This window comes from Azospirillum terrae, from assembly GCF_053470425.1.
The window spans coordinates 141,199-155,776 of the sequence record NZ_JBPXMR010000004.1 but is presented as its reverse complement, the minus strand read 5'-3'; the positions used below and the strand labels follow the sequence as shown (position 1 = coordinate 155,776).

Annotated in this window: 15 protein-coding genes; 8 read left to right on the top strand and 7 right to left on the bottom strand. The window is 70.4% G+C overall.

The window, feature by feature from the left end:
* Positions 1-39 precede the first annotated feature (39 nt).
* Genes ACSVDD_RS13115 through ACSVDD_RS13105 form a run of 3 tightly spaced genes read left to right on the top strand, consistent with a single transcriptional unit; the run spans position 40 to position 3,099 of the window.
* Entirely contained in the window at positions 40-1,236 is a 1,197-nt protein-coding gene (locus ACSVDD_RS13115) for a glycosyltransferase (protein ID WP_448189809.1), read from the top strand.
* Entirely contained in the window at positions 1,229-2,191 is a 963-nt protein-coding gene (locus ACSVDD_RS13110; RefSeq protein ID WP_448189808.1) for a hypothetical protein, read from the top strand. The genes ACSVDD_RS13115 and ACSVDD_RS13110 overlap by 8 nt, the downstream gene beginning before the upstream one ends.
* Positions 2,188-3,099, top strand: a complete 912-nt coding sequence (locus tag ACSVDD_RS13105) for a glycosyltransferase family 2 protein (protein ID WP_448189807.1) — start codon at positions 2,188-2,190, stop codon at positions 3,097-3,099. Before ACSVDD_RS13110 ends, ACSVDD_RS13105 begins: the two co-directional genes overlap by 4 nt.
* Here ACSVDD_RS13105 and ACSVDD_RS13100 read toward each other — a convergent pair.
* The 3 genes from ACSVDD_RS13100 to ACSVDD_RS13090 all read right to left on the bottom strand — a co-directional run bounded on the left by ACSVDD_RS13100 (position 3,000) and on the right by ACSVDD_RS13090 (position 7,364).
* Positions 3,000-3,473, bottom strand: coding sequence for a helix-turn-helix domain-containing protein (locus tag ACSVDD_RS13100; RefSeq protein WP_448189806.1), 474 nt, complete (start codon positions 3,471-3,473; stop codon positions 3,000-3,002). The genes ACSVDD_RS13105 and ACSVDD_RS13100 overlap by 100 nt on opposite strands.
* Positions 3,474-3,597: 124 nt before the next feature.
* A complete protein-coding gene (locus tag ACSVDD_RS13095; protein WP_448189805.1) occupies positions 3,598-4,374 on the bottom strand; it encodes a glycosyltransferase family 2 protein in 777 nt (258 codons plus the stop codon).
* Positions 4,371-7,364, bottom strand: a complete 2,994-nt coding sequence (locus ACSVDD_RS13090; protein ID WP_448189804.1) for an SLBB domain-containing protein — start codon at positions 7,362-7,364, stop codon at positions 4,371-4,373. Before ACSVDD_RS13090 ends, ACSVDD_RS13095 begins: the two co-directional genes overlap by 4 nt.
* 191 nt (positions 7,365-7,555) lie before the next feature.
* On the opposite strand from ACSVDD_RS13090, the gene ACSVDD_RS13085 reads away from it, so the two are divergent.
* Positions 7,556-8,389: a putative metalloprotease CJM1_0395 family protein gene (locus ACSVDD_RS13085; protein ID WP_448189803.1), complete on the top strand. Its 834-nt coding sequence runs from the start codon at positions 7,556-7,558 to the stop codon at positions 8,387-8,389.
* Here ACSVDD_RS13085 and aguB read toward each other — a convergent pair.
* Positions 8,386-9,261 carry an N-carbamoylputrescine amidase gene (gene aguB, locus ACSVDD_RS13080; RefSeq protein WP_448189802.1) on the bottom strand — a complete coding sequence of 292 codons (876 nt, stop codon included), beginning with the start codon at positions 9,259-9,261 and terminating at the stop codon, positions 8,386-8,388. The two genes, ACSVDD_RS13085 and aguB, sit on opposite strands and share 4 nt — an antisense overlap.
* A 398-nt stretch (positions 9,262-9,659) precedes the next feature.
* Here aguB and ACSVDD_RS13075 point away from each other — a divergent pair, with 398 nt between their 5' ends.
* Positions 9,660-10,145, top strand: coding sequence for a MarR family winged helix-turn-helix transcriptional regulator (locus tag ACSVDD_RS13075; protein ID WP_448189801.1), 486 nt, complete (start codon positions 9,660-9,662; stop codon positions 10,143-10,145).
* 67 nt (positions 10,146-10,212) lie between these two features.
* On the opposite strand, the gene ACSVDD_RS13070 is transcribed toward ACSVDD_RS13075, so the two are convergent.
* Both ACSVDD_RS13070 and ACSVDD_RS13065 read right to left on the bottom strand, forming a co-directional pair.
* The gene (locus ACSVDD_RS13070) at positions 10,213-10,902 is read right to left on the bottom strand and encodes a DedA family protein (RefSeq protein WP_448189800.1); all 690 of its coding nucleotides are present in this window, start codon (positions 10,900-10,902) and stop codon (positions 10,213-10,215) included.
* Between the two features lie 330 nt (positions 10,903-11,232).
* The gene (locus tag ACSVDD_RS13065) at positions 11,233-12,534 is read right to left on the bottom strand and encodes a pentapeptide repeat-containing protein (RefSeq protein ID WP_448189799.1); all 1,302 of its coding nucleotides are present in this window, start codon (positions 12,532-12,534) and stop codon (positions 11,233-11,235) included.
* Positions 12,535-12,682: 148 nt separating this feature from the next.
* Here ACSVDD_RS13065 and phoU point away from each other — a divergent pair, with 148 nt between their 5' ends.
* The 3 genes from phoU to ACSVDD_RS13050 all read left to right on the top strand — a co-directional run bounded on the left by phoU (position 12,683) and on the right by ACSVDD_RS13050 (position 14,245).
* Entirely contained in the window at positions 12,683-13,402 is a 720-nt protein-coding gene (phoU, locus tag ACSVDD_RS13060; protein WP_448189798.1) for a phosphate signaling complex protein PhoU, read from the top strand.
* Positions 13,403-13,474: 72 nt separating this feature from the next.
* A complete protein-coding gene (locus ACSVDD_RS13055; protein ID WP_448189797.1) occupies positions 13,475-13,912 on the top strand; it encodes a hemerythrin domain-containing protein in 438 nt (145 codons plus the stop codon).
* Between the two features lie 84 nt (positions 13,913-13,996).
* A complete protein-coding gene (locus ACSVDD_RS13050; protein ID WP_448189796.1) occupies positions 13,997-14,245 on the top strand; it encodes a PA2433 domain-containing protein in 249 nt (82 codons plus the stop codon).
* A 54-nt stretch (positions 14,246-14,299) separates the two neighbouring features.
* On the opposite strand, the gene ACSVDD_RS13045 is transcribed toward ACSVDD_RS13050, so the two are convergent.
* The gene (locus tag ACSVDD_RS13045; protein WP_448189795.1) at positions 14,300-14,530 is read right to left on the bottom strand and encodes a ChaB family protein; all 231 of its coding nucleotides are present in this window, start codon (positions 14,528-14,530) and stop codon (positions 14,300-14,302) included.
* Positions 14,531-14,578 lie beyond the last annotated feature (48 nt).

The window sequence follows — 14,578 nt, the reverse complement described above, 5'->3', positions numbered from 1 at the left end:
GCATACTAATGCATGCAACCGTTGCCATGGGGCCGCCCCTTGCCGGAGTCGCCGTCGATTCTCTTCATCAACCGGGTGTTCCCGCCGGACCGTGGGGCCAGCGGACGCTGCCTCGCTGATCTGGCCGGGCGCGCGGCGCGGGCCGGCTGGCGCGTCACCGTGCTGGCGGATGGCGAGGGGCCAAGCGAGGCGCCGCGCGGCGTCACCATCGTGCGGACCGGTGGAACTGGTGAAGGTCGGCCGACGTTGCGCGGATACCTCGCGGCGCTGGCGCGGCTGACCGTGCGCGCCCTGACGCTGCCGCGTCACGATCTGGTCGTCACCATGACGGATCCGCCGCTGCTGGCGCTCGCCGGGCCGTTGCTGGCGTTGCGGCATCGGGCGGCGCTGCACTGGTGCCACGACCTGTTCCCGGCGTTGCTGCCGGTGCTCGGCGTGCCCCTGCCGGCCTTGATGCGGCGCGCATTGCAGGCGGCCATGGCCGGCGCGCTGAAGCGCCACGGCGCGGTGGTCGCCATCGGGCGCTGCATGGCGGAACGGCTGCGCGGGCAGGGTGTGCCGGAGCGGTTGGTGACCGTGCTGCCCAACTGGGGTGACCCGGCGATCCGGCCGCTGCCGCGCGACGCCAGCGCCTTGCGCGCCGAGTTGCGGCTGGGTGGCCGCTTCACCGTCGCCTACGCCGGCAACTTCGGGCTGGCGCACCCGCTGGGCGCGCTGCTCGCCGCCGCCGAGGCGCTGCCGGAGGTGGCCTTCCTGCTGGTCGGCTACGGTCGCGGGCACGCCGCCGCGGCGGCCGAGGCCGGGCGGCTGGCGAACGTGCACCTCCAGCCGTTTCAGCCCACGGAACGGCTGGCCGACACCCTGGCTGCGGCCGACCTCCACCTCGCCGTCATGGACCCACGGGCCGAGGGGCTCCTTGTTCCATGCAAGGTGGCGAGCGCTTTGGCCGCCGGGCGGCCCTGCCTGTTCCTCGGGCCGCCGGGCAGCGAGGCGGCGCGCCTCATCGCCGATCACGCCTGCGGCATCGTGCTGGAGCCCACCGATGCCGGCGGGCTCGCCGCGACGATCGCCGCCTACGCGGCCGACCCGGGGCGCTGCGCGGCGGAGGGCGCGCGGGCGTCGGCGGCAGCGTCGGCTTGGGACGCCGACGCGGCGGCGGCGCGCTTCCTGGCGCTGGCTGCGGCGCTGATCCCGGCGCGCGGCGTTGCGTCCGCGTGGGGGGCGGGCCATGGCTGAGGTCACGCAGAGCTTTGACCGCGCGACGCCGGGGCTCGGGGCGCCGGGCGTGCGCGAATTGGCCGGCACGCTGCGCGCCGGATGGCGGCTCGTCGCCGCGTGCGCGCTGGCGGCGCTGGTGCTGGCGCTGGCCGGGCTGCGGCTGGTGCCGGCGGAGCACACGGCCAGCATGGTCGTCGGTCCGACGGCGCGTACGGGCGTCGCCGCCATGGGACCGCGCATGCCCGTGCACGGCGCCGATGGCGCCTTCGGCCTCGCCGAGCCCGGCCCCGGCGACGAGACGCTGTCCGACTTCGCCCGCTTTCTGGAGTTGCTGGGCTCGGTGCCGGTCGCGTCGCGGCTGATGGCCGACCCGGCGCTGGTGCAGCGCCTGTTTCCCGAGCGCTGGGACGCCGGCACCGGGCGTTGGGCCGCGCCGTCCGGTGCCGGTCCAACGCTGAAGCGCTGGCTGCTGGCGCTCGCCGGTCGCGACGACTGGATCGAACCGGACGCCGAGGCGCTTGCCACCCGGCTGCGCCGCGCGCTGGTGGTGTCACCGGTCGGCACCGGGCCGATGCGGCGGCTGACGCTGCGCCATGCCGACCGCGCCTTCGCGCTGGATCTGCTGGGGCGACTGGCTGTTGCGGCGGACGCGCACCTGCGCGCCGAGGCCATGCGCCGCAGCGCCGCCCAGGTCGCCCACGTGCGCGCCAAGCTCGCCACCGTCACCCAGGCCGATCACCGCCGTCCGCTGGTCGATCTGCTGGCCGAGCAGGAGCGCGTCTCGCTGCTGATCGAGGTGGATCTGCCCTTCGCCGCCGATCCCATCGAGCCGCCCTCGGCGGCGCGGCTGCCGGATTGGCCGGACCCGCTGGTGGTGTTGCCCGCGGCGCTGGCCGGCGGGTTGGTGCTGGGCGTCGTTCTGGCGACGCTGCTGGCGATGCGCAGGGAGCGTCGTCCAGGGGGGCGGGCGTGATTCCCATCCCCGTTTCGGTCGTGGTGATGACGCGCGACGAGGCGGTGAACCTGCCGGCCTGCCTTGCCGAACTGCGCCGTTTCGCGCAGGTCTTCGTGGTGGACTCCGCCAGCAGCGACGCCACGCCGGAGATCGCCGCCGCCTGGGGCGCCACAATCGTGCCGTTCCGCTGGAACGGCGGCTATCCCAAGAAGAAACAGTGGTGCCTGGACCATCTGCCGTTCGCCTGGGACTGGGTGCTGTACGTGGATGCCGACGAGCGCCTGACGCCCGCCCTGGTGGACGAACTGGCGGCGCTGATGGCGCGCGGGCCGGCGTGCGCCGCGTACGCCGTCGAGGGGCGGCCGGTGTTCCTCGGCCGGCCGCTGCGCTTTGGGGCTCGCAACGCCAAGCTGGCGCTGCTCGACCGGCGCCGGGCGCGCTTCCCGGAGGTGCCGGACCTCGACGTGGCGTCGATGTGGGAGGTGGAGGGGCACTACCAGCCGGTGGTCGACGGCCCGGTCGGGCGGCTGCGCGCGCCGCTCCGGCACGCCGACGACAAGCCGCTGTCGGCGTGGTTCGACCGCCACAACCGCTATTCGGACTGGGAGGCGGCGCTGCGCGCCGATGGGCGCATGGCGGCGCTGATCGGCCTGGAAAGCGGCCGCCGACGCCGGCTCAAGCGGCTGCTGCACGCGCTGCCGCTGCGTCCGCTGGCGGTCTTCCTGCACGGCTACGTGCTGAAGCTGGGTTTCCTGGACGGGGCCGCGGGCCTGCATCACGCGCTGGCCCGCGCCTTCTACTACTGGCAGGTGGGGGTGAAGATCCGTCAGGCCGCTTGGTTGTCCGCGGCGGCTTCGCGCTCACCGCCCAGCGCCTTGACGAGGTCGAAGGTGCGCTTGCGCACGGACGGGTCGGCGATGCGGTAGTAGGCGCGCACCAACTCCAGCGTCTCGCGCCGGGCCATGGAGTCGAACTCCTCGGTCTCGCTGGGGTGCGCCTGAGCCAGCACCGGTGTGGCGCCGGACTGCGGCATGTCGTCGAAGAAGAAGCTGACCGGCACCTCCAGCACCTGCGACAGGTTGAACAGCCGGCTGGCGCTGATGCGGTTCGAGCCGCGCTCGTACTTCTGCAACTGCTGGAAGGTGATGCCCACGGCCTCGCCCAGCTTCTCCTGGCTCAAGCCCAGGAGCGTTCGGCGCAGACGCAAGCGCGCTCCCACGTGCACGTCGATCGGATTGGGGCCTTCGCCGCGCCGCGACAGGGTGTGAGGGGAGGGGAGCTTGGTCTTGGTTGAGGTCATGTCGGCGCTCTCGGGCTGGGTGCAGCCACCGGTGGCGGCTGCCCTGACGGTAGATTCTGAAAACAAATTTTATGCAACCTCCTGTCGGCATCAACAATATATCACGCCGGGACTGTGGGCTGGGTCACAAACGAAATGAAATTTCTACGTGGCGGAAACGGCCAATCGAATACAGGGCCGGCAAGTGGCGTTTCATTGCGGCTGCGCAACATTGTGTTGCCGTGATCGCTGCGCACGGCAACCGTCCGATGCCAAGCAGTTCGCGGCGCGCCCTGGTCTGATCGCTGCGTCCCAGCTCTGCCCGCCGTTGCGAGAGGCCGCCCGGAGCGAACACGCACACTGGTAAGTCCAGCTTCCGCACCCGTTCGGCACGCTTCAGCGCCCGCAGCGTGAAGGCGTAATCCGCCCCCACCGGGAAGCGCGACTCGAAGCGCAGCCCGGCCACCATCGTCCGCCGGTAAGCCATGGCCTGATGGTGGGTGAACATACCGTAGAAGGCGAAGCGGTGCGAGCGCGCCGGCTTGCGCCGAAGCGCTCCGTCCGCGGCGCGCTCCAGCGCGTCGCCGTAGAGCAGATCCGCCTCTTCTGCGGCAAGGCGGGCAAGCACGTCCGGCCCGGCCAGCGTGTCCCCGGCGTTGAGGAACAGCACATAGGTGCCCGTCGCTGCGGCCAGCCCGATGTTCATGGCGTCGTACAGCCCGTCGTCCGGGGCGGAGCGCCACCACGCCGGCTCGTCGGCGTGCGCCGCCAGCCACGCGGCGGTGCCATCGGTGGAGGCGCCGTCCACGACGATCCACTCCCAATCGCCGAAACCCTGAGCCCGGAGGCTGGCTCGCGTCGCCAGCAGGCCGGGCAGGTCGTCGCGCACGACGGTAACGACGGAGACCTGCGGCGCGCTCATCGTGCGATCACCGAGATGGAGGCGGCGGTGATGGCGAGGCTCGACAGGATGCCGCCGATGTTCTTGGTCAACTCCAGCCATTCGAAGGGCTTGGGATCGCGCGGAACCACCACGACCGAGCCGGGCGGCACCGCCGTCACGCTGTGGTTCCACGACGAGAGCGCCAACGGCTGGGCGCGCCCGTCCGGCAGCACCAGATAGGCGCGGTCGCCGTCGGCTTCGCGGGTGGTGCCGCCGGCCTCGCGGATGTAGTCCTCCGGCGCCTTGCCGGAGCGGAACTGCAACGCGGCCGGGCGCAGCACCTCGCCCGCCACCGCGACGCTCAGCGGCCGCTTGGGGATCAGGATGCGGTCGTCTGCCTCCAGGAGCACATCCAGTTCCGGGCGCTGCTTGAGCAGCGCCGGGTTGGACTCGACGACGATGCGGCCCAGGGGCTCGACGCTGCGCAAGTCGGCGACCAGCTGGCGGGTGTGCGCGGCGTCCTCCGCGTTGACGGTGTCGCCCTTGGCCTTGGCGCGCACCAGGGCGCGCTCGATGGAGCGGGCGTCCTGCTCGTACTCTTCCTTCTCGCGGCGGCGCTCGCTGGCGCGGGTGAAGATCGTGCCGGCCGGGTACGCCTCGTCGGTGAGGCCGCCGGCCCGGTCGATCAGCGACGCCAGTGTCTCGTCGCGCTTCACGTCGTACGCGCCGGGGCGGCGCACCGCGCCGGCGATGGTGACCGCGCGGTGCTCCAGCGCGACGGGCGCGGCGTTGACGCGGATGGCGTCCCCGGCGTTCACCGTCAGCCGGCCGGCGCCGGGCTGGGCGAGGTCGACGGTGCGCCGCGGTGCGGAGCCGCCGCCGGGCGTCACTTCGACGCCGGTCAGGTCGGCGCCGGCCGTTGGTCCGTCCGCCGCAGCGATCAGCGCGTCGAGCGTCGCCGCACCCGCCACCGGGTAGGCGCCCGGTTGCAGGACGGCGCCGCGCACCTGCACCACGCGCTCGAGGAACAGCGCCGCCACCGCCGGATCGACCGGCTCTCCCGTCCGCAAGGGTATGGGAATGCTCCGGCTGGGCGTCTCGGCGACTGGGGCGCCGGGCGGGGGTGCGGCGACCGGAGCGGCCGGGGCGCGCGGATCGCCGGTGAGCGGAGCGGCCAGGGCGCGCACGCGCTCGGCCGCCAGCAGATGGATGCGGTCGTGATCCATCAGCGCGCGGTCGGCGCGCCCGGCGGCCACCTCCTGCGGGGAAAAGGGGATGAGCTGGCGGGTCAGCGTGCGGCGCTCGAAGCGTTCGATCACCGCCATCAGCGGGTAGATCCCCGGCAGCAGCGCCTCGCCACCGGCCAGCGCCTGCCGCAGCGTCGAAGCGCCGGCCAGCGGCCGCACGCCGGGATGGCGGACGTGGCCGAGCAACTCATAGCGCGGCTCGGTGGAATCGACGATCTCGCCGCGCCGCGTGGACGAAGCGCCCCCCATGGCGACCGCCGGCCGCGCCGTGGGGTGAAAGCCCGGCCGCGGCACGCCGGTGCGCACCAGCGTGGCGTGCGTCAGTGCGAAGGCCAGCAGATCGGGATGCTCGTCGAAGACCGGCGGGCAGGGCGCGGTGCTGCCGGTCATGGTCGCGGCGGCACGCGCCGGCGGACCGCGGGCCAGCGTGCCGTCCGGCTCGGCGGCCAGCGTGCGGGCCAGCACCTCCAGCCCGCGGCACGCGCCGGCCGGCGGCACCCTGCTGCCTCGCAGCAGCGCCAGCACCGCCTCGGAGGTCAGGAAATCCACGTCCTCGGCACCCAGCACGATCAGCGCGTCACCCTCGGCGAGGCGGGAATCGTCCTGCCCATCCAGCACGGCGGCGAGGTCGATGGGGCGCAGCACCCGCGCTCGGTTGCGCGGCTCGGTGACGGACAGCGCGGCGAAGGGCAGGTACGGCTCCGGCCGCAGATCCTCAGGGCGCAGCAGGCCGCCCAGCGTGCGGGCCTTCGACAGCTCGCGCGGGCCGGGCCGGTGCACGTGCCCCTCCAGCCGCACGGTGTTGCGGCGGTTCTCCTGCCGGGGCGTCAGCAGCAGCAGGTCGCCGGCGCCGAACTGCGGCGCGTCGGCGTCCGCCACCTCCTCGCTGCGCTCCTCGCCGTTGCCGCCGATGGCGAGGCGCAGCGCCCGCGCCGGACCGGGGCGGACCAGACCGCCGGCCAGATCCCGCATCTCCGCCAGGGACAGCCGCGGCCGGGCGGCGGACAGCTCATAGATGCCGGGCCGCATGACCGCCCCGGCGACGGCCACCGTGGGACCCAGCGGCGGCACGACAATGCGGTCGCCGTCGCGCAGCCGCTCGTCGGCCGCACCGCCGCCGGGCATCCACAGGTCATAGAGGTCGATGGTGCGCTCTGGGGTTCGCTCCGGCGCTCCGCCGGGGTGCACGAGGCGAATCCGCCGCAGCGAGCCGTCCGGGGTGACGCCGCCGGCCGCGGTCAGGGCGTCCAGCACGGTGGCGAAGGCGGTCAGCTCGATCCGGCCGGGCCGCCGCACCGGGCCGAGCACGAAAATCCCGATGCGCCGCACCTCGGCCAGCGAGACGAACACCTCCACGTCCAGGTGCGCGGCCGACATGGCGGCCTGCACTTCCTCGCGCAGCTCGGCCAGGGTGCGGCCGGCGGCGGTCACCGGCCGCAGATCGTCGAGCAGCAGGCGCCCCTCGGCGTCGATGACGATGCGCTTGCTGGCTGTCTTCTGGCCGCGCAGCATCACCGCCAGCGTGTCGCCGGTGCCCAGCCGGTAATCGCCCTGCACCGCGCCCAGCGTGGTGGATGCGGTGCCGTCCGCCGCCCCGACGAACTGGTCGTAGCCGAACTGCCGCAGGGGTGCGTCGGCGCGGGCGGAGAAGGCGGCTTCGACCGCGGATAGCGCTGGGGCGGACGGCGGCAAGGCACGCGGGAGCGGTCGCGCCGGCTCGGCAGCCGGCGCGGCGTGTGTCCATAGGTATACCGCCGCCACCGGCAGCAACCGGGCGATCATCCCGCACGCAGCAAAAAACATAAGATGTCTAACGCACCATGCTCCGCCACCGACGGGTTGCCAGTGTGCCGTAACACATACATTCGCGTGTATTTCAGGTGATTGCAACACGCTTTGTGCCCGCGCCGCCACATTGCCGGCCGCGCGCGAAAGGAGTATCATGAGCTTTTTACGGGTGTGGAGGTCCGGGCATGGACATCCCGCGGATTGGCTCCGGCACGCTGTACCGGCCGCCCCAGGCGTGGGCGGGCCGATCGGCCGAGTCCGCCGTCGACGACTCCGGTCAGCCCGGTACCGTTGGCGCGCCCAAAACCGACACCAAGCCCGACCTTAAGACGGACGCCAACCAACCGGCCGCCAAGCCGGCCGGCGGTAGCCGGGCGCCGGGTGAGCCACTCTCCGACGAGCAGCAGAAGCAGGTCAACAAGCTCAAGGCCATCGACACCAAGGTGCGCCAGCACGAGGCGGCGCATCAGGCCGCCGGTGGCGGACAGGCGGGCGGAGCGTCCTTCACCTATCAGGAAGGGCCGGACGGCAAGCGCTACGCCGTTGGCGGCGAGGTGCCCATCAAGTCCGGCGGCGGCAGTTCGCCGGAAGCGACCATCCGCCAGCTCGAGCGGGTCAAGAGCGCCGCGCTGGCCCCGGCCGATCCCTCGGGCCAAGACCTCGCCGTCGCCGCCCAGGCCACGGCGTCACAGGCCCAAGCCCAGCAGCAGTTGAACGCCTCCAGGGCCGCCGAGGCCACGGGGCAGGGGGGCGGCGAAACCGGTGCGCCGGCTGAGTCGCCGGGTGCTCCACCCCCCACGGCCCCGCCAACTGGCGGCCGCCCTGAGCAGTCCGGCCCCGGCACCCGTGCCAGCACCCGTAGCAGCACCGGCGCCGACACCGGGAACGCTGCCGTGCAGGACGCGATCGTGCAGGCGACCGCCGCCACCCGCGCCCTGGCGGCGCGCGGGGTTGCCGCCTACAGCGCGGCGGCGAGCGTGAACGCCGCGCCGAGCCACGCCGCCGTCCATTTCGCCTAACGCCGCGTCTCGCCGTCCAGCGTCAACAGCGGGCCATAGAACTCCGGCCGGCGGTCGCGGAACACGCCCCAGGACGCGCGCTGCTGCGCGAGACGGTCCAGATCGAAACTGGCGGTCAGCACGGTCTGGCTCTCGCGGTCGGCCTGGGCGACGATCTCGCCATGCGGGCCGGCGATGAAGGACGAGCCGTAGAAGGTGATGCCGCAGTTCTCTGCCTCCTCGCGCCCGACCCGGTTGGAGGCGATGAGCGGCATCAGGTTCGCCCCGGCGTGGCCCTGCATCACCCGCGTCCAATGGTCGCGGCTGTCGATGGAGGCGTCCTGCGGCTCCGATCCGATGGCCGTGGGGTAGAACAGCAGCTCCGCCCCCTTCAGCGCCATGATCCGCGCGCTCTCCGGAAACCACTGATCCCAGCACACCGCGGCGCCGATGGTGGCGTGGCGCGTCTTGTAGACCTGAAAGCCGGTGTCGCCGGGGCTGAAGTAGAACTTCTCCTGATAACCGGGTCCATCGGGGATGTGCGACTTGCGATACATGCCAAGCACTTGTCCATCGGCGTCGATGACTGCCAGCGAGTTGTAATAGGCGGTGTTCGCCCGCTCGAAGACACTGATCGGCAGCACCACGCCCAGTTCGGCGGCGAGCGCGCTCATGCGGGCGATCACCGGGTGCCCCTCGATGGGGGCGGCCAGCGCGAACAGTTCCGCCTTCTGCTCCTTGCAGAAGTACGGCGTCTCGAACAGTTCCTGCAACAGCACGATCTGCGCGCCGCGGCCGGCGGCCTCACGCACCAACGCTTCGGCGCGCTCGACGTTGGCGACGCGGTCCCAGGTGCAGGCCATCTGTGTGGCTGCCACGGTCACGGTTCTCATCGGTCTCGACTCTCCTTCTTCCCGGTGCGGCCGGCGAGTAAAAGTGCTGGTGAAAGCCGCCGCGGCGAAAGTGTCGGTTCTCACCGTCTCTGCATACCAGGATATGATGACGGTTTGTGGTTCATGCCTCGGCAAAACGCGCTCGCATACTTGCGTATACAGTTCGTCTCTTCCATGCAGCTCTGTGGCTTTCCCGCTGCCGCTGGAGAAATGGCCAACATATCATTGCATGCACGTGATCGGAGGTGGCGCTTTTGTTTTGCGCTTTTTGCTGGACCGTTTATGATCGGAAGAAATTCAACCATGTCGCTCGGGTTGAGTTCCTCGCCCGAGGTGCTGCCGGCGACTGCGGAAAGATTGTTTGGATGCACGGTCCTTTCAAGAGGTACGGAGCCGCGTTGGCATTGGCACCCAGCAGCAATGGAATCGCCGCCCCGGGCGTCGACGCAAACCTGTCGCACGTCGTGCGTGACGTGCACCGGTTCTTCTCGCGCGCGCTTCAGGCGCGGATCGCTTCGCACGGCGTCAGCATGGGGCAATGGTTCTTCCTGCGCGCCTTGTGGGAGGAGGACGGCCTGACCCAGCGCGAGCTGAGCCAGCGCGTCGGCATGATGGAGCCGACCACCGTCACCGCGCTCAACACCATGGAGCACAAGGGGCTGGTCGAGCGCGTGCGCAATTCGCACGACCGGCGCAAAGTGAACATCTTCCTCACCGAGCGCGGCCGCGGCCTGAAGGACGTCCTGCTGGACTGCGCCTCCGAGGTCAACGACCATGCGGTGCGCGGCATCCCGCCGTCGGAACTGTTGCGCGCCCTGGAGGTGCTGTGCCGCATCTCCGCCAATCTGGGCGGCAACGGCTTCCTCGGCGACGAGATCGACTGATCGTCCGGGCGGGACCATCGGATCAAACACAGGCGGGCCGCTCCATCGGAGCGGCCCGCCTGTGTTTTCAGAGCTTGCTGGCGGTGGCGACCACCGCTTCGGTGCGCTGCCCGGCACCAAGCGTCGCGCCGAGCGGCGGCGCGGGCACTGGCGCCGCTGGCACCTGGGCCTGCCGCTTGGCGCAGCGGTGCTTCTGGATTCGGTGCGCCAGGAACACCATGCCGAACATGAAGGCGAAGACGCCGAGCATGGCGAGCGTGAAGTACGGCGCCACCTGATCCAGCACCGGGCGCAGCGCCGTGCCGAGCAGGACGCCGGCACCGGCAAAGCCGATCGCCCAGATGCCGGCCGCGATGAAGTTCAGGCCGAGGAAGCGGTACCACCTCGTGTGGCTCATGCCGAGCGCGAAACTGGCGAAGTTGCGCACCCCGTAGATCCAGCGGAAGGTCAGGATGAACACGGTGTCGTAGCGCCTGAGCCAGTCATCGGCGGTGTCCACGTGGCGCTGCCAGCGCGGGAAGCGCTTGAGCATGCCCGGCCCGAAGCAGCGCCCGATGTAGAAATAGCACTGGTCGCCGCAGAAGCTGCCGAGCCAGGCGCACGTCAGCAGCAGCGGGCCGTCGAGCAGGCCCTGCGCCACCAGAACGCCTGCATAGATCACGAACGTCTCGCCCTCGATGAACGTCCACAGGAAGGTCACCGCGTAGAACCAGACGCCGTATTCGGCAATCAGGCTTTGAAGATAGTCGAGATCCATGGGTACTCTTGTGTCCTCGTGCTGACGCCTGTGGCCCTATCGCCGACGAAAATCTTCCGTCGTTTCCGGCGCGCGGTCTGGCACGCCGGCGTTGGACGCCTGCACGGGCCGCACCTTATCGAACGCTTGCCTCCCATTGGCCGATCATTCATCGCATCGGCTCGTTCGCGGCCCGATACCTGGGGATGCCGGGCATGGGCTGCAATAGGATGATGCCACAGGGGACGCTCCCTGTCGCGCTCGCTTTATGCGTGGGGGTTATATCATCACGCATAGGAAGCGGGCGTTAACTTTTGGAGACCGATTGGTCGGACACGCCCACTTGGTGCTTCAGTCGTCCGGGTCGGGGGCGGGCGGCAAGCTGGCACCGGTCAGGTTGGCGCCGGTGAACTTGGCGTCGCGGATGTTGGCGTCGGTCAGGATGGCGCCGGTCAGGTCGGCGCCGCTGAAGTCGCAGCCGGCCAGATTGGCGCCGCGCAGGTTGGCCCGCACCGCCGAGGCGCCGACGAATTTGCAGCCGATCAGGTTGGCTGCCCACAGGCGGCCGGTCGGCTTGCCGTCCGGGCCCTTGATGTCGACCCAGCCGATGCCGGCGCCGTCCAGGCGGGCGCCGCTGAAATCGCTGCCGCGCAGGTTGGCGCCGTCCAGGATGGCGCCGGTGAAATCGCTGTCGCGCAGGTCTGCCTCGGAGATCTCGCACATGATCAGCAGGCTGTCGCGCATCTTGGCGCCGGCCAGTTGGGCGGACTTCATGCTGGCGCCGCTGAGGTTCACGCCGTGCAGGTCGATGTGCGCGAGGTCGGCGCCGTTCAAGTCGGCGCGCGAGCCCATGGAGCCGTTGGTGTTGATCCAGGTGTAGTGGTTGTGCAGCGCTTCCTGGATGTGCAGCGAGAAGTTCTCGGCCGAGCGGGCGAGGTTGGCGCCGGTGGTGTCGGCCCCGGCGAGGTCCACGCCCTCCATCTTGGCGCCTTGCAGGTCGGCGTTGCGCAGATTGGCGCCGGCCAGCACCGCGCCGGCCAGATTGGCATCGCGCAGCACGGCGCCGCTGAGGTTGACACCCGACATGTTGCAGCCGCGCAGATCGGCGTTCGTCAGATTGCTGTTCTTCATCTGCGCGCGCAACAGCGTGGCGCCGGTCATCAGCGCCCCTTCGCAGTCGGCGCCGTTCATGGTGACGTCGGTGAGGTCGGCGCCGGACAGGTTGGCGTTCGACATCGACGCGTCGTCGAAGTCGCTGCCCGTCAGGTCGGAGCGCACGAAGTCCACGCCCTTGCTGCCGCCGCCGCCGTACAGCAGCGCGCCGCCGCGCAGATCCGCTTCCTTCAGGATGGCGCGCTTCAGCTTGGCGCCGCGCATGCGCGCACCGCGCAGATCGGCACGGTAGAGGTTGGTGCCCGACATGTCCGCTTTCGTCAGGTGCGCGGCGAACAGGTCGGCGTGGCTGAGGTTGGCGTTGGACAAATCGCTGTGCGTCAGGTTGGCGCCCGACAGCTTGCCCGACGTCAGGTCGACGCCCGACAGGTTGGCGCCTTCGAGGTTGGCCATGGTCAGGTTGGCACGGGCGCCGCCCTGCTTGTTCTTCAGCCATCGCTCGTGCTTTTCAAGCACGGCGACCAATTCGTGAGGCGTCATGGCCTGGTCCGGTGCCAGTGCCGCGAACGCGCCGCGGCTGGTTGCTCGAAGGATGGGTAGTTTCTTAGAAGATAATGGTGCAATCGTTAAGGACTTTCACCGCGGGCCGGATGCGGTTCGCGGAACGACCGGGCAAGGAGATCGGGGAATGGGCGCTGGGCACACCTTCCAGACGTTCGACGAGGAACTTGCGGCCCTGCGCAAGGCCATCGAGCAGATGGGCCGGCTGGCGGAGCGCCAGTTCGCCGACGCCATGAAGGCGGTTACCGGCAACGACGCCGAACTGGCCGCCGCCGTGATCGCCGGTGACGTCGAGATCGACCGGCTGGAGCAGCAGGTGGAGAACATGGCCGTGCGCCTTCTGGCGTTGCGGCAGCCCATGGCCGGCGACCTGCGCGAGATCGTCGCGGCGTTCCGCATTTCGTCCAACATCGAGCGCATGGGCGATTTTGCCCGCACCATCGCCAAGCGCGCGGTGACGCTGAGCGCGCTGCCGGTGCCGCCGCCGCTGCCCTCGCTGGCCTGGATGGGTGAGGGCGTGCTGGCCATGATCCACGACATGGTGACGGCCTACGCCACCCGCGACGCCGAACTGGCGACGTCCGTGCGCAACCGCGACAGCGAGATCGACCACGCCTACACCGCGCTGTTCCGCGAATTGCTGACCTACATGATGGAGTCGCCGCAGCAGATCACCGGCTGCACGCACCTGCTGTTCGCCGCCAAAGCCATCGAGCGCGTCGGCGACCACGCCACCAACGTGGCGGAGAACATCTGCTATCAGGTCAAGGGCAAGCTGCCCAGCGAGGAGCGTCCGAAGGACGATTTGAGCAGCTTTGCGGGGGTGAACGAGCCGCCGCGGGGCTGATACCCCCGAGGGAACCGTTGAGGCGCCGCAGGGTTCATGCCTTGCGGCTCAACGCAACGGGACATGCCGGATATGATCGCTCAGACCATCGAATCCGACCACGACGCCGGGAAGGAGGTCTTCGCTGTCGTCGGCAACGCCGCGCAGCCGGCATGGGACGAACGGGCCAGCGAGATGCAGATGCTCGCCCGGCTGTGGGAGGTGCACGGCGTGATGCTCGATCGCGCGGTCTTTCCGCGGCTCGGCAGCGCCGGGGTGCTGGTCGAGGATCTGCGGAGTCTGCAACGGCAGGTCTCGGAGTTGGCCGCCGACTTGGCGCGCCGCGGTCCCGAGCACGACGCCGATGGGCGCTGGCTGACCGATTTCGAAACCCTCAAGCGTCTGTTCGACGAGCAGTGTCAACGCGAAGACGTCGATCTGGTGCCGCTGATCCGCGACCGCGTGGCGCCCGACGATGTGGCGGAGATGACCCGGACCGCCCGCGCGCTGCGCCAGCCCAGGGCAGCGTGAGCGGAGCCTTGGAAGAGACCGCTCCCAGACTACGTCACTCTCTTCGAGGGCCCGATCAGGGCCCGGCAAAGGGAGGACTCGCTCATGCTTCGCAAAGCCGCTCTCGCCGCCGTTCTCGCGATGGCCTTCGCCGCACCGGCGTTGGCCAACAGCTGCCCCACGCACATGAAGAAGATCGACGAAGCGCTCGCCAAGAACCCGCAGATGTCGGCGGGGCAGATGGCCGAGGTGAAGAAGCTGCGCGCGGATGGCGAAGCGGCGCACAAAGCCGGCAGGCACGCCGACTCCGAGGCTGCGCTGATGAAGGCCGAGGGGATGCTCGGCATCAAGTGACCGGTGTTGTTCCGCGTGGCGCCGCTCTTATCCCGGAGGGCGGCGCCGATGCGCCTAATGCGTCTGTTTCGGGCGCCAGTTCTCGCCCACCTTTTCGAAGCGGCGTTTCACCGCGGCCCAGGCCACCTTGTGGGCGGTCGCCTCGCGCGGCGCGGCGCGGCGGGATTCGGGGCGGTCGTACTCCTGCCATGCGTTGTTGAAGGCCGAACGATAGATGTCCTGCGCGCGCATGGGCAGGTTCGCCTTCACCGACTCGGGCAGCTCCGTGTTCCGATGGTAGGGCACCGGCGTTCCTCCAGAACTTTTTTCGTTGCGCCTATATTACCCGTTCCT

Excerpts from the sequence above, each read along its gene's own strand:
- phoU (WP_448189798.1), top strand. The coding sequence starts at position 12,683 with ATGGGCGCTGGGCACACCTTCCAGACGTTCGACGAGGAACTTGCGGCC.
- ACSVDD_RS13050 (WP_448189796.1), top strand. The coding sequence starts at position 13,997 with ATGCTTCGCAAAGCCGCTCTCGCCGCCGTTCTCGCGATGGCCTTCGCC.
- ACSVDD_RS13055 (WP_448189797.1), top strand. The coding sequence starts at position 13,475 with ATGATCGCTCAGACCATCGAATCCGACCACGACGCCGGGAAGGAGGTC.
- ACSVDD_RS13065 (WP_448189799.1), bottom strand. The coding sequence starts at position 12,534 with ATGACGCCTCACGAATTGGTCGCCGTGCTTGAAAAGCACGAGCGATGG.
- ACSVDD_RS13085 (WP_448189803.1), top strand. The coding sequence starts at position 7,556 with ATGGACATCCCGCGGATTGGCTCCGGCACGCTGTACCGGCCGCCCCAG.
- ACSVDD_RS13090 (WP_448189804.1), bottom strand. The coding sequence starts at position 7,364 with ATGATCGCCCGGTTGCTGCCGGTGGCGGCGGTATACCTATGGACACAC.
- ACSVDD_RS13095 (WP_448189805.1), bottom strand. The coding sequence starts at position 4,374 with ATGAGCGCGCCGCAGGTCTCCGTCGTTACCGTCGTGCGCGACGACCTG.
- aguB (WP_448189802.1), bottom strand. The coding sequence starts at position 9,261 with ATGAGAACCGTGACCGTGGCAGCCACACAGATGGCCTGCACCTGGGAC.
- ACSVDD_RS13100 (WP_448189806.1), bottom strand. The coding sequence starts at position 3,473 with ATGACCTCAACCAAGACCAAGCTCCCCTCCCCTCACACCCTGTCGCGG.
- ACSVDD_RS13110 (WP_448189808.1), top strand. The coding sequence starts at position 1,229 with ATGGCTGAGGTCACGCAGAGCTTTGACCGCGCGACGCCGGGGCTCGGG.
- ACSVDD_RS13070 (WP_448189800.1), bottom strand. The coding sequence starts at position 10,902 with ATGGATCTCGACTATCTTCAAAGCCTGATTGCCGAATACGGCGTCTGG.